We start from the raw sequence: 13077 nt of genomic DNA, 5'->3' as shown, positions 1-13077 counted from the left end.
AGATAAGGAAAGTCGTCACTATCCTCTTTTGGACGGTAACAAATTGGATAAAATACGAACTACGGGAATGATTCTTTCTGTCCTCTGGCTTGAAAAAGGTCTTCGTAAAGGTTAAAATAAGGTGTTAGAAAGTAAAGGTATTTGAGATGAAGATGGTTGATATTGTAAAAAATAAGAAAGTGTTAGTGCTAGGCTTAGCTAAATCAGGGGAATCTGCAGCCCGTCTCCTAGATAAATTGGGTGCTATCGTCACTGTTAACGATGGAAAGCCTTTTGAAGAAAATCCGACTGCTCAATCTTTGTTGGAAGATGGTATCCGTGTAATTTGCGGGAGCCATCCCTTGGAATTATTGGATGAAGATTTCGCTTTGATGGTAAAAAATCCAGGAATTCGCTATGATAATCCTATGGTTGAAAAAGCAATTGGCAAAGGAATTCCAGTATGGACAGAGGTTGAATTGGCCTACTTGGTATCAGATGCTCCAATCGTGGGGATTACAGGTTCGAACGGCAAGACAACGACAACGACCATGATTGCAGAAGTCTTGAATGCTGGAAATAAACCTGCAAAATTATGTGGAAATATTGGTTACCCAGCATCTTCGGTCGCTCAAACTGCGACTGCAGAGGATACCTTGGTCATGGAATTATCGTCTTTCCAGTTAATGGGGACAGAATCTTTCCGTCCGCATATCGCCGTTGTGACCAATCTCATTGCCAGTCATATTGATTATCACGGGACTTTTGAAGACTACGTAGCAGCTAAATGGATGATTCAGCGTCAGATGACGGCTGAGGATTTTGTAGTGCTCAACTTCAACCAGAAAGAAGCCAAGGAATTGGCTGAACAGACCAAGGCAACGGTTGTTCCATTTTCAACACAGGAAGTGGTTGATGGAGCTTATTTGGCAGATGGAAAACTCTATTTCAAGGGTGAATACATCATGGATGCTGACCAAATTGGTGTTCCAGGTTCACACAATGTTGAAAATGCCTTGGCAACAATTGTGGTTGCCAAATTGTTGGGAGTAGACCACCAAGCGATTCAGGAAAGTTTGTCTGTCTTTGGAGGTGTCAAACACCGCTTGCAATTTGTAGGTGAAATCAACGGTGTTTCCTTCTACAATGATAGTAAGTCTACCAATATCTTGGCGACTCAAAAAGCTCTTTCAGGGTTTGACAATAGCAAGGTCATTTTGATTGCAGGTGGCTTGGACCGTGGCAATGAATTTGATGAATTAGTCCCTGATTTGGTCGGACTAAAGAAAATGGTGCTCCTTGGCCAATCAGCTCCCCGTGTTCAACGTGCTGCTGATAAAGCAGAGGTGGAAACGATAGAAGCTCTCGATATTGCGGATGCGACTCAAAAAGCCTTTGCCATTGCGGAAAAAGGAGATATTGTCCTTTTAAGTCCAGCTAATGCAAGCTGGGATATGTATGCCAATTTTGAAGTGCGTGGCGACGTTTTCTTACAGACCTTTGAGGAGTTGAAATAATCATGAAAAAAATTGTTTTTACAGGTGGAGGGACTGTTGGGCACGTGACGCTCAATCTCCTTTTGATTCCGCGATTTTTGGAAGAAGGCTGGGAAGTCCACTATATTGGTGATGGGAACGGTATTGAACATGAGCAGGTTGTGAAATCAGGTTTAGATGTCCATTTTCATTCTATTTCGACTGGGAAATTACGCCGTTATTTCTCTTTTCAAAATATGTTGGACGTGTTTAAAGTTGGTTTTGGTGTTCTTCAATCCTTGGCCATTATTGCTAAAATTCGTCCGCAAGCTCTTTTTTCAAAAGGTGGGTTTGTATCGGTTCCGCCAGTTATTGCTGCTAATTTGTTGCGGGTTCCGGTCTTTATCCATGAATCAGACTTAACAATGGGACTGGCCAATAAAATAGCCTATAAATTTGCGACAACCATGTATAGTACTTTTGAGCAACCTGCCAGCTTGACTAAAGTAAAACATGTTGGTGCGGTTACAAAAGTGGGGCAAACGAATGACAAAGTTACACCAATTCAGTTGCCAGAAATTCTCAGTCACTTCGATAAAAGTCTGCCGACCCTACTGTTTGTAGGTGGTTCGGGCGGTGCTAAGGTCTTTAATGATTTAATCAGTCAGAATAGTGCTGTTCTGACTGAACGATTCAATATTATCAACTTGACAGGGGACAGTAGTCTCAATCAATTAGATAAAAACCTATATAGAGTTGACTATGTGACAGAACTTTATCAACCCTTGATGGATTTAGCGGATGTCGTTATTACCCGTGGTGGTTCCAATACTCTGTTTGAGTTGATTGCCATGCAACAACTCCATTTGATTGTGCCACTGGGACGGCAGGCCAGTCGAGGGGATCAGATTGAAAATGCTCTCTATGCAGAGAAAAAGGGATATTCTAAGCAGATTGATGAAAGTCAATTGACATTTGCCAGTCTGTTAGTAGAAGTTGATGAGCTATTGAAAAATAAGGAATTTTATATCCAAAACATGGCAAATTCTAATGAAATTCAGTCAGTAGATAGTTTTTACAATTTGCTTAGAGAAGATATGGGAAGGTAGGTTCTATGATGGAAAAAGATTCAAATGTAGAAGAATCAGTGCTAGAAGTGGAACAGGCATCCCAAGTAGAATTGGATTCAGAACAAATTTCATCAGCAGAAAAAGAATCTGTATTAGCCGAAGATGTAGACATACCTGAGGTGACTGCTCCGGATGATGAAAAAAGTGCCTTTTTCGAACAATGGAAAGCACGCCACCAAGCCTACCTTGCTCATAAAGATGAGGTAGAAATTCAGGCAGTTGACGAGGGGCAAACAGAACAGAAGAGCCCAAAAGCTAAAAAGAGTAAAAGAGTCCTTTTTCAGGGAATAAACAGAAGACAAGAGAGTCTGGAATCCAAAAAGGAAACAGAGAAAAAGATTCACCCTTTACAAACTGCTATTCCTTCCAAGGTAGTGTGGAAAGCCGTTCCAGTTCTTGTAGCGAGCTTGTTATTGGCAGCCTTGGCTCTGTATTTTATTTCTCCAACCAGCAAGAAAAAACAAATAGAGGTCGTTGGAAATGAGCGACTAACTGCTGAGCAAGTAGAAAATTATAGCCTTATCTCTCCAGATGATTACATTGTAACCATAGCTTTGCATGCAGATGCTTACGCAAAGAATATTAAGAAGAATAGTTCGTCTGTAGAGACAGCAACAATCAAGGTCCAGTTTCCAGCTACCTTTACGATTCAAATTAAAGAATACGCTATAATAGGCTACATTCAGCAACAAAGTCAGTGGTATCCAGTATTGTCTAGTGGAGAGGTTGGTGGAGAGTCAATTTCACAGGATTCCTTGCCAGAAGGCTACCCAACGATTAATTTATCCGACAAGGAATTAATCAAGGAACTGGCCATTGAATTGGGGAAAATAGATACAGGAATTCGTTCTGCTATTCAGACAATAAATTTAACGCCAAGTAAAGTGACCGCGGATTTGCTGACACTCAATATGGCAGATGGGAACACGGTTTTAGTTCCATTGAGTGAGATTAGCCAGAAGTTGCCTTACTATACAAAAATAGCGGCAGAAGTGACAGTTCCAACGACAATTGATATGGAAGTTGGTATTTATAGATATGCAAGCTGAAATAGATAATTTTGTAAAGAAAAAGTAATAAAAAAATCCTTTAAAAACACCATAATTCGATATAATATGGTATAATGAATGATGACTAATTATACTATTTTTCAAAATGGAAGATGATTTGTTAAAGTTGGAAGTAAGAGAGGACTGATAGAATGGCTAGGAACGGCTTTTTTACGGGATTAGATATTGGTACAAGCTCCGTTAAAGTCTTGGTTGCAGAATATATTGATAACGAAATGAATGTGATTGGGGTCAGCAATGTAAAAAGTGCTGGCGTCAAAGATGGAATTATTGTAAATATTGAGGTGGCTGCTGGAGCGATTAAAAAAGCAATCGAGCAGGCAGAAGAAAAGTCAGGTATCCGCATTGAAAAGGTAAATGTTGGATTACCTGCCAACCTTCTTCAGATTGAACCGACTCAAGGGATGATTCCTGTTACAACAGATTCACAAGAAATTACAGACTTGGATGTTGAAAATGTTGTAAAATCAGCATTGACAAAGAGTATGACTCCGGAACGCGAAGTGATTTCATTTATTCCAGAAGAGTTCACTGTCGATGGATTCCAAGGCATTAAGGACCCTCGTGGAATGATGGGAATTCGCTTGGAAATGCGTGGTATGCTGTACACAGGACCACGTACCATTCTTCACAATCTTCGTAAAACGGTGGAGCGTGCAGGTGTCCAAGTTGAAAATATTGTAATTTCTCCATTGGCACTAACTCGCTCTGTATTGAATGAAGGTGAACGTGAGTTTGGTGCGACTATCATTGATCTTGGTGGTGGTCAAACGACTGTGGCCGTTATGCGTGGCCAAGAGTTGCAATACACAAACATCTACCAAGAAGGTGGGGATTATATCACAAACGATATTTCGAAAGTATTGACAACATCAAAGAGTATTGCTGAAAACTTGAAATACAACTACGGCATTGCCTATCCGCAAGATGCAAGTGATAAGGAAAAGTTCACTGTCGAAGTGATTGGGGAAAACGCTCCAGTTGAAGTGACCGAGCGCTACCTTTCAGAAGTGATTGCGGCACGTTTGCGTCAGATTTTTGACCGTGTAAAACAAGATTTGGAGCGTACACGTGCTCTAGATTTGCCAGGAGGCATTGTTCTTGTAGGTGGTGGTGCTATCTTACCAGGAATTACAGAATTGGCCCAAGAAGTGTTTGGTGTTAACACTAAACTTTTTGTTCCAAATCAAATTGGTATCCGCAATCCAGCATTTGCAAGTGTGATTAGCTTTGTTGAGTATGTTGGTGAGTTGGAAGATGTTGAAAATATTGCCCAACATGCGGTGAATGGTGAAACTCTTTTGAGACATAAACCTGTTGAAATATCTGTAACTCGTCCTCGAATTAGTCAGCCAATTCAAAAAGAAATCGTGAGCGAATTGAATACTGTGGAGCATGCTGATGAGCAAGTGATTCCTGCTTATCATGATGAGGAAGAAGAAGTTCGTCCAGCTGCTAAGGGAAACATCACAGATCGCATTCGTGGTTTGTTTGGCAGCATGTTTGAATAAGAGAAAAGAAAAGGTGATTTAAACTATGGCATTTTCATTTGAAGCAGCAGCTAGTCATGGTGCTGTCATTAAAGTAATCGGTGTCGGCGGTGGTGGCGGAAACGCGATTAACCGTATGATTGAAGAAGGTGTTGCTGGGGTTGAGTTCATTGCAGCAAACACAGATGTACAAGCGCTAAGTAGCTCTAAAGCTGAAACAGTTATCCAACTAGGTCCTAAATTGACTCGTGGTTTGGGTGCTGGAGGTCAACCTGAGGTTGGTCGTAAAGCTGCTGAGGAAAGCGAAGAAGCATTGACTAATGTATTAACTGGTGCAGATATGGTCTTCATCACTGCTGGTATGGGCGGTGGCTCAGGGACTGGTGCGGCTCCTGTTATTGCACGTATTGCTAAAAACTTGGGTGCGTTGACTGTCGCAGTTGTGACTCGTCCGTTTGGTTTTGAAGGTAATAAACGTGGAAACTTTGCGATTGAGGGAATTGAAGGTCTTCGCGAACAAGTAGATACACTCTTAATTATTTCAAACAACAACCTTCTTGAAATTGTTGATAAGAAAACACCGCTTTTAGAAGCACTAAGCGAAGCTGATAATGTTCTTCGTCAAGGTGTTCAAGGAATTACAGACTTGATTACAAATCCTGGTTTGATTAACTTGGACTTTGCAGATGTGAAGACAGTTATGGAAAACAAAGGAAACGCCTTGATGGGTATCGGTATCGGTACTGGTGAGGACCGAGTGATTGAGGCGGCTCGTAAAGCGATTTATTCTCCTCTTCTTGAAACAACAATTGATGGTGCAGAGGATGTCATTGTCAATGTTACAGGTGGTTATGACATGACTCTGACAGAAGCAGAAGATGCTTCAGAAATCGTTAATCAGGCTGCGGGTCAAGGTGTTAACATTTGGTTGGGTACATCTATTGATGAAACAATGAAAGATGAGATTCGTGTGACTGTTGTGGCTACGGGTGTTCGTCAAGATACTGCTGATAAACCAGCCCGCCATCGCGCGGAAGCTGTTTCACCACGCCCTTCTCAACGCTTTGATCATTCAGTAGCATCAGCACCAACTCGTGGAGCTGCACAACAAACTGAAGCACCGAAAGCTTCTGCTTTCGGAGAGTGGGATTTGCGTCGCGAAAACTTGATTCGTCCAACTGACACGGAACCAACATCCACTGTTTCAGTCGAAAAATTTACAATGGATCAAGATGAGGATGAATTGGATACACCACCATTCTTCCGTAATCGCTAAACTAAAATGAATTTTCAAAAGAATAAGGATGCTATCTTTTCAGCAGTGGCAAAAGCTGCTGAGAAGGCAGGTCGTCCAAGTGAATCAGTAAAGGTAATAGCTGTCACCAAATATGTTGACAGCTCTATTGCTAATCAGATAGTGAATACTGGGATTACCCATATTGGAGAAAATCGAGTCGATCAGTTCTTAGAAAAGTATAATGCCCTAGCAGACAAACAATTGACCTGGCATTTGATAGGGACTTTACAGAGAAGAAAGGTCAAGGACATTATTCCATTTGTTGATTATTTCCACGCCCTAGACTCTGTCAAACTAGCTCAGGAAATAGATAAACGTGCGACTAAAATAGTCAAGTGTTTCCTCCAAGTCAACGTTTCCGGTGAGGAGAGTAAGCATGGCTTTGCAGTATCTGAGATTGATGCGGCACTTGCTGAAATTAGTTTATTGGAGAACATTGAACTTGTTGGATTGATGACGATGGCACCGATTGATGCTACAGATGATGAATTAGACGAGATTTTTTCTAAAATGCAGGAAATCCAAGAAGAACTAGCTACAAGGAACTTACCACGTATGCCCTTTACAGAGTTAAGTATGGGAATGAGTGGGGACTTTGAACGCGCCATTGCTCACGGAGCTACATATGTGAGAATTGGCTCAGCATTCTTTGAATAATGGAGAGGAGGAAAATATGGCATTAAAAGATACATTTAAGAACTTATTTAATTACTTTGAAGTTGACGAAGTCAATGAAGTTGAAGAACAGGCAGATGCCTATTCAATGCCTAATGATCGTCCTAAAATGCGTGTTGCCAGTACTACAGCTGCACCTGTGCGCGAACAGCAGCCAAAAGTAGAGACGCGTCGGGAAGCACGTTCAGAAAGTCAACTTCAACGCCTACATGAAAGGCAGCAAGAATTGATGACTAATAATAACGAAAAAGAGATTGTCAAAACTACAATTGATATTAAGTTTCCAAAACGTTATGAAGATGCACCAGAGATGGTAAATCTTTTATTAGATAATGCGAGTATTCTCATTGATTTTCAATATATGTCGGAGCAACAAGCTAGACGTTGCCTAGACTACTTGGATGGTGCTCGTTCAGTATTATCTGGAAATTTGAAAAAGGTCTCAAATACCATGTGGCTGTTAACTCCAGTAAATGTCACAGTCAATATTGAAGAATTGCGCAATGCTGGTACAAGTACTGGTGTGGCTGATTCAAATTTTGACTTTGATATAAAACGGTAACGCTATGCAAATTTTGATTTTTTTACTATTAAAAATTGTAGAAATTTATTCCTATCTCTTATTGGCATACGCTTTGCTAAGTTGGTTTCCTAGCCTGTATACAAGCTCGATTGGACGTTTGATTCAATGGCTGGTAGCACCCATTTTAAACCCCTTTAGGCGATTTAATCTGCAATTTATGGGGTTGGATTGGACCGTAATGGCAGCCATGATTGCGCTTAATATGGGAACTCGCTTCTTGGTTCAATTATTGCTACTGTTAGCATAGTTATGAAAAATGACAAAAACTTATTGCAACATTTTTCTAGGGAAGAAAGAGAGTTTGTAGAGAAAATAATGGATATGTGTCAGCAAGTTGAAGATACGTATTCATATAGATTAACTCACTTTTTGCATCCTAGACAAGATGAAATTATATGCAAAATTGCTAACTACTACCAGTTACAAACGTTTTCTAGTCGGGACTTTGTTTCGACTGAACATTCGCGGGTTATTATTGCTCCGGCTTATTATGAGTTGGACATCAAGGACTTTGAGTTAACCGCTCTTCATTTGTCCTATGCTAGAAAATTTCATACCTTATCCCATTCACAAGTTCTTGGAACTTTTCTCAATCAATTAGGGATTAAAAGGGAGTATTTGGGTGATATTTTGATTGATGATGAACGATTGATTGTCTTTATCGATCAGAAATTTGGGCAGATTGCCTTACAGTCTATCACCAAAATTGCTCGTGTCCCTGTTAAGGGAAAAGAAGAAGAATGGACGACTGTTCGACTACCGATTGGACAGGAATGGCGTTCAAAGGATGTGTTGGTTTCTAGTATGAGATTGGATAAATTGATTTCGGTCGCATTTAATCTTTCAAGGGCAACTGCAAATAAGTTGATTGAGGCTGGACATGTGAAGTTGGATTATGTTCTGACAGAACAAACCAGTAAATTAGTTGAAATAGGGCAATTAATTAGTGTTAGGAGATATGGCAGAGTTCGCCTAAATGAATTTTTAGGTTTTTCTAAGCAAGGGAAGATAAAATTAAAGTTAGACATTGTTAATACTTAGGAGGAAAGATGGCACTTACAGCATTAGAATTAAAAGATAAAACCTTTGCTACAAAATTTAGAGGATACGACGCAGATGAAGTTGATGACTTTTTGGACATTGTAACGCGTGATTATGAGGATTTAATTCGTAAAAATCATGACCAAGAGTTAGAATTGAAAAATTTGCGGGAACGTTTGGCTTATTTTGATGAGATGAAAGAATCATTGAGTAAATCAGTTCTTTTAGCTCAAGATACAGCTGAGAAAGTAAAGGTTGCGGCCGAAGATCAAGCGGCAAATATTATTAAACAAGCTGACTATGATGCGGCAACATTGTTACATGAAGCTAAAGATAAGGCAAATGAAATTCTTCGTAATGCGACTGACAACGCGAAAAAAGTTGTTATTGAGACTGAAGAATTAAAAAACAAGACACGTATTTTCCATCAGCGTCTGAAATCAACAGTAGAAAGCCAGTTATCATTGGTTAATTCATCTGAATGGGAGGAAATCCTTCGCCCAACAGCAAGTTATATTCAAACAAGTGACGAGGCTTTCCGTGATGTTCTTCATAAGGCTTTGGATGAAGAATTACCTGTTGAAGAAGAAAGTTTGGATTATACACGTCAATTGACACCAGAAGAAATTGCAGAATTAACTCGTCAGGCAGCAGCTTTTGAGAGTGGAGAGTCTGTAGAAATTTCAACAGAAGAATAATAAAGATCATAAGCAGAGACACGGTCGGTAGAAATATTTATAGCGAGTAGGAGATGGTGGAAGCCCTACAATCTCTTTCTATGGATCATCACTTTGTTTGATTTTTCCTGAAAATAGTAAGGAAAGACGCCCGTTCACGTTACGAACATAGAGGGATAGGGGAGACTCTATCTAAACTAAGGTGGTACCACGAACTTTCGTCCTTATTTGGCGGGAGTTTTTTATATTTTTTATGATACGATTAGAATTAGTAAACAAGGACAACTTTGAAGCAGTGTTACAAGTTCAACTTGCACCTGAGGACCAACGCCGAGTAGCATCGGTTGAATATTCTTTAGCTCAGGCATGGCTCTATCGGGAGGAGGGACATCTGCTTCCTTATGCAGTCAAATCAGGGCAGAGAATCGTAGGTTTTGTATTGTTGTCTATACAAGAAGACAAGAGCTACTATGTGTGGCGTTTGTTGATTGATAAGGATTTTCAAAATCGTGGATTTGGTAAAGAAGTTATTCGGCAAGTGATTGGAAAGGCAAAGGCTGATCCGCTTTGTCATAAAATTTCTATAAATTATGTTATTGGCAATCATAAAATGCGGTATATCTTAGAAAAATTTGGCTTTCAATCAGTTGGTATGATTGGCCAAGAAATAAAAATGGAATTAACTTTTTAATAAAGGAGATAAAATGAAACTCAAAGAAACCCTTAATTTAGGCAAAACGGCCTTCCCAATGCGTGCAGGCTTACCAACACGTGAGCCAGAATGGCAAAAGGCCTGGGATGAAGCAAACTTGTATGCTCGTCGCCAAGAACTCAATGAAGGCAAACCTGCCTTCCACCTCCACGATGGCCCTCCATACGCTAACGGAAATATCCACGTTGGACATGCTTTGAACAAGATTTCTAAAGATATTATCGTTCGCTCTAAGTCAATGTCTGGCTTCCGTGCACCATTTGTACCGGGTTGGGATACGCATGGTCTTCCTATTGAGCAAGTCTTGGCAAAACAAGGTGTTAAGCGCAAGGAAATGGACTTGGTAGAATACCTTGAAATGTGTCGTGATTACGCTCTTAGCCAAGTTGACAAGCAACGTGATGATTTCAAACGCTTGGGTGTTTCTGCAGACTGGGAAAATCCATACATCACCTTGACGAAAGACTATGAAGCTGCTCAAATCCGTGTCTTCGGTGCTATGGCAGACAAGGGTTATATTTACCGTGGTGCCAAGCCTGTCTACTGGTCATGGTCATCTGAATCTGCCCTTGCAGAAGCTGAAATCGAATACCATGACATCGACTCAACATCTCTTTACTATGCTAACAAGGTCAAAGATGGCAAGGGGCTCTTGGATACAGACAGCTACATCGTTGTCTGGACAACCACTCCATTTACAGTAACGGCTTCTCGCGGTTTGACAATGGGAGCAGACATTGACTATGTCTTGGTTCAACCAGCTGGTTCTGACCGTAAGTATGTCTTGGCAGAAGCCTTGGTTGATAGCTTGGCAGCTAAATTCGGTTGGGAATCCTTCGAAGTGATTTCAAAACACAAGGGTGCTGAATTTGAATATATCATGACCGAACACCCATGGGATACTGAAGTGGATGAATTGGTCATCTTGGGTGACCATGTTACAACGGACTCTGGTACAGGTATCGTCCATACGGCTCCAGGTTTTGGTGAGGATGACTATAATGTCGGTGTCAAATATGACTTGGAGGTTGCGGTAACTGTCAACGAACGTGGCTTGATGAATGAAGCTGCGGGTCCTGATTTTGAAGGGCAATTTTATGATAAGGTTGTACCAACGGTTAAGGAAAAATTAGGCGACTTGCTCCTTGCTAGTGAAGTGATCAATCACTCATACCCATTTGACTGGAGAACCAAGAAACCAATCATCTGGCGTGCAGTGCCGCAGTGGTTTGCCTCTGTCTCTAAATTCCGTCAGGAAATCTTGGATCAGATTGAAGCAACAACTTTCAATCCATCTTGGGGTAAAACACGTCTTTATAACATGATCCGTGACCGTGGGGATTGGGTCATCTCTCGTCAGCGTGCTTGGGGTGTACCGCTTCCAATCTTCTATGCAGAAGATGGTACTGCGATTATGACCAAGGAAGTGACAGACCACGTTGCTGCCCTTTTTGAAGAGCATGGCTCTATCATCTGGTGGAAATCTGAAGCCAAAGATCTTTTGCCAGCTGGTTTCACTCATCCAGGTTCACCAAATGGCGAATTTACCAAAGAAACAGACATCATGGACGTATGGTTTGACTCTGGTTCATCTTGGAATGGTGTCATGAACGCCCGTGAAAACCTTGCCTACCCAGCAGACCTCTACCTAGAAGGTTCTGACCAATACCGTGGTTGGTTTAACTCATCCTTGATTACCTCTGTAGCCGTAAATGGGCATGCACCATACAAGGCTGTCTTGTCACAGGGCTTTGTCCTAGACGGTAAAGGCATGAAGATGTCTAAATCTCTAGGCAATACCATTCTGCCAAGTGATGTTGAGAAACAATTTGGTGCAGAAATCTTGCGATTGTGGGTGACATCTGTTGATACTTCAAACGACGTACGTGTGTCTATGGATATTCTTGGACAGGTTTCTGAAACCTACCGTAAAATCCGTAATACCCTTCGCTTCTTGATTGCCAACACTTCTGATTTCAATCCTGCAAGTGATGCGGTGGCTTACGAAGAGCTTCGTTCTGTTGACCAGTATCTCTTGGTGAAATTTAACAAATTGGTAGCCCAAATTCGTCAAGCTTATGACAACTATGACTTCATGGCTATCTACAAATCTGTAGTAAACTTTGTAACTCTTGATTTGTCAGCCTTCTACCTCGATTTTGCCAAAGATGTTGTCTACATTGATGGTGCTAAATCACTTTCTCGTCGTCAGATGCAGACAGTCTTCTATGACATCTTGGTGAAAATTACCAAGCTCTTGACTCCAATCTTGCCACATACAGCAGAAGAAATCTGGTCATACTTGGAACACGAAGCAGAAGAGTTTGTACAATTGGCGGAAATGCCAGAGGTGGAAACCTTTGCCAATGAAGCGCAGCTTTTGGCTGACTGGGAAAACTTTATGAACTTCCGTACTCAGGCACAAAAAGCCTTGGAAGAAGCGCGTAATGAAAAAGTGATTGGTAAGTCACTTGAAGCTCATTTGACTGCCTATGTCTCAGCTGAAACCAAGTCCTTCTTGGAGAGCTTGAATGCAGATCTTGCTCAGTTGCTCATCGTTTCAAACTTGACAGTAACCACGGAAGCAGCTCCTGAAAGTGCTGTTCTGGTAGAAGAAGTTGCCTTTACTGTAGAGCGTGCAAGCGGTGAAGTATGTGACCGTTGCCGCCGTATTGATACTAGTGTTGCAGAGCGCAGCTATGGCGCAACAATCTGTGACCACTGTGCAAGCGTAGTAGAAGAAAACTTTGCTGAAGCAGTAGCTCAAGGTTTTGAAGCCTAAGCAATCACAATACATTTGTTAAAGTCTATCTAGCGATAGGCTTTTTTTGTAATACTCTTCGAAAATCAAAATTATCCGTTGTCACGAGTCTTGATGAGTGAAAAGCTCCAGTGGAGGTTTTCAGCCTGTTACCTTGAAATAAGAAAGTAACAGAGTTCTATCTTCG

12 protein-coding genes are annotated in these 13077 nt (G+C 41.0%); all 12 read left to right on the top strand.

Annotated features, from left to right (window positions below):
• The first annotated feature begins 146 nt into the window (after positions 1-146).
• The 12 genes from murD to ileS all read left to right on the top strand — a co-directional run bounded on the left by murD (position 147) and on the right by ileS (position 12911).
• Positions 147-1496, top strand: coding sequence for a UDP-N-acetylmuramoyl-L-alanine--D-glutamate ligase (gene murD / locus P7J36_RS10870; protein ID WP_408552108.1), 1350 nt, complete (start codon positions 147-149; stop codon positions 1494-1496).
• Positions 1497-1498: 2 nt separating this feature from the next.
• Positions 1499-2563: a UDP-N-acetylglucosamine--N-acetylmuramyl-(pentapeptide) pyrophosphoryl-undecaprenol N-acetylglucosamine transferase gene (locus tag P7J36_RS10865; protein WP_408552109.1), complete on the top strand. Its 1065-nt coding sequence runs from the start codon at positions 1499-1501 to the stop codon at positions 2561-2563.
• Between the two features lie 5 nt (positions 2564-2568).
• Positions 2569-3633, top strand: a complete 1065-nt coding sequence (locus tag P7J36_RS10860; RefSeq protein WP_408552111.1) for a cell division protein FtsQ/DivIB — start codon at positions 2569-2571, stop codon at positions 3631-3633.
• A gap of 152 nt (positions 3634-3785) precedes the next feature.
• On the top strand, positions 3786-5165 hold the full coding sequence (ftsA, locus tag P7J36_RS10855) for a cell division protein FtsA (RefSeq protein ID WP_408552112.1): 1380 nt from the start codon (positions 3786-3788) through the stop codon (positions 5163-5165).
• A 25-nt stretch (positions 5166-5190) separates the two neighbouring features.
• Positions 5191-6420 carry a cell division protein FtsZ gene (gene ftsZ / locus P7J36_RS10850; RefSeq protein WP_408552113.1) on the top strand — a complete coding sequence of 410 codons (1230 nt, stop codon included), beginning with the start codon at positions 5191-5193 and terminating at the stop codon, positions 6418-6420.
• 6 nt (positions 6421-6426) lie between these two features.
• Positions 6427-7098: a YggS family pyridoxal phosphate-dependent enzyme gene (locus P7J36_RS10845; RefSeq protein WP_044774420.1), complete on the top strand. Its 672-nt coding sequence runs from the start codon at positions 6427-6429 to the stop codon at positions 7096-7098.
• A gap of 16 nt (positions 7099-7114) precedes the next feature.
• On the top strand, positions 7115-7678 hold the full coding sequence (locus tag P7J36_RS10840) for a cell division protein SepF (RefSeq protein ID WP_002943041.1): 564 nt from the start codon (positions 7115-7117) through the stop codon (positions 7676-7678).
• 4 nt (positions 7679-7682) lie between these two features.
• On the top strand, positions 7683-7946 hold the full coding sequence (locus P7J36_RS10835) for a YggT family protein (RefSeq protein ID WP_172056674.1): 264 nt from the start codon (positions 7683-7685) through the stop codon (positions 7944-7946).
• 2 nt (positions 7947-7948) lie between these two features.
• The gene (locus P7J36_RS10830) at positions 7949-8740 is read left to right on the top strand and encodes a YlmH family RNA-binding protein (protein ID WP_408552114.1); all 792 of its coding nucleotides are present in this window, start codon (positions 7949-7951) and stop codon (positions 8738-8740) included.
• An 8-nt stretch (positions 8741-8748) separates the two neighbouring features.
• Positions 8749-9438, top strand: coding sequence for a DivIVA domain-containing protein (locus P7J36_RS10825; RefSeq protein ID WP_024385043.1), 690 nt, complete (start codon positions 8749-8751; stop codon positions 9436-9438).
• 232 nt (positions 9439-9670) lie between these two features.
• Positions 9671-10108, top strand: a complete 438-nt coding sequence (locus P7J36_RS10820) for a GNAT family N-acetyltransferase (protein WP_408552115.1) — start codon at positions 9671-9673, stop codon at positions 10106-10108.
• A 13-nt stretch (positions 10109-10121) separates the two neighbouring features.
• Entirely contained in the window at positions 10122-12911 is a 2790-nt protein-coding gene (ileS, locus tag P7J36_RS10815; protein WP_408552116.1) for an isoleucine--tRNA ligase, read from the top strand.
• The last annotated feature ends 166 nt before the right edge of the window (positions 12912-13077 follow it).

Origin of the sequence: Streptococcus suis, assembly GCF_046032115.1 — a bacterium.
GTDB classification, from domain to species: Bacteria; Bacillota; Bacilli; order Lactobacillales; family Streptococcaceae; genus Streptococcus; species Streptococcus suis_AJ.
The sequence above is the reverse complement of the archived record's forward strand: the minus strand, read 5'-3'. Positions and strand labels throughout refer to the sequence as shown.

What these genes read in the sequence shown, in the direction of transcription:
- ftsA (WP_408552112.1), top strand. Translation starts at nt 3,786, where the DNA reads ATGGCTAGGAACGGCTTTTTTACGGGATTAGATATTGGTACAAGCTCC.
- P7J36_RS10865 (WP_408552109.1), top strand. Translation starts at nt 1,499, where the DNA reads ATGAAAAAAATTGTTTTTACAGGTGGAGGGACTGTTGGGCACGTGACG.
- P7J36_RS10860 (WP_408552111.1), top strand. Translation starts at nt 2,569, where the DNA reads ATGATGGAAAAAGATTCAAATGTAGAAGAATCAGTGCTAGAAGTGGAA.
- P7J36_RS10835 (WP_172056674.1), top strand. Translation starts at nt 7,683, where the DNA reads ATGCAAATTTTGATTTTTTTACTATTAAAAATTGTAGAAATTTATTCC.
- P7J36_RS10825 (WP_024385043.1), top strand. Translation starts at nt 8,749, where the DNA reads ATGGCACTTACAGCATTAGAATTAAAAGATAAAACCTTTGCTACAAAA.
- P7J36_RS10820 (WP_408552115.1), top strand. Translation starts at nt 9,671, where the DNA reads ATGATACGATTAGAATTAGTAAACAAGGACAACTTTGAAGCAGTGTTA.
- ftsZ (WP_408552113.1), top strand. Translation starts at nt 5,191, where the DNA reads ATGGCATTTTCATTTGAAGCAGCAGCTAGTCATGGTGCTGTCATTAAA.
- P7J36_RS10845 (WP_044774420.1), top strand. Translation starts at nt 6,427, where the DNA reads ATGAATTTTCAAAAGAATAAGGATGCTATCTTTTCAGCAGTGGCAAAA.
- P7J36_RS10830 (WP_408552114.1), top strand. Translation starts at nt 7,949, where the DNA reads ATGAAAAATGACAAAAACTTATTGCAACATTTTTCTAGGGAAGAAAGA.
- ileS (WP_408552116.1), top strand. Translation starts at nt 10,122, where the DNA reads ATGAAACTCAAAGAAACCCTTAATTTAGGCAAAACGGCCTTCCCAATG.
- murD (WP_408552108.1), top strand. Translation starts at nt 147, where the DNA reads ATGAAGATGGTTGATATTGTAAAAAATAAGAAAGTGTTAGTGCTAGGC.
- P7J36_RS10840 (WP_002943041.1), top strand. Translation starts at nt 7,115, where the DNA reads ATGGCATTAAAAGATACATTTAAGAACTTATTTAATTACTTTGAAGTT.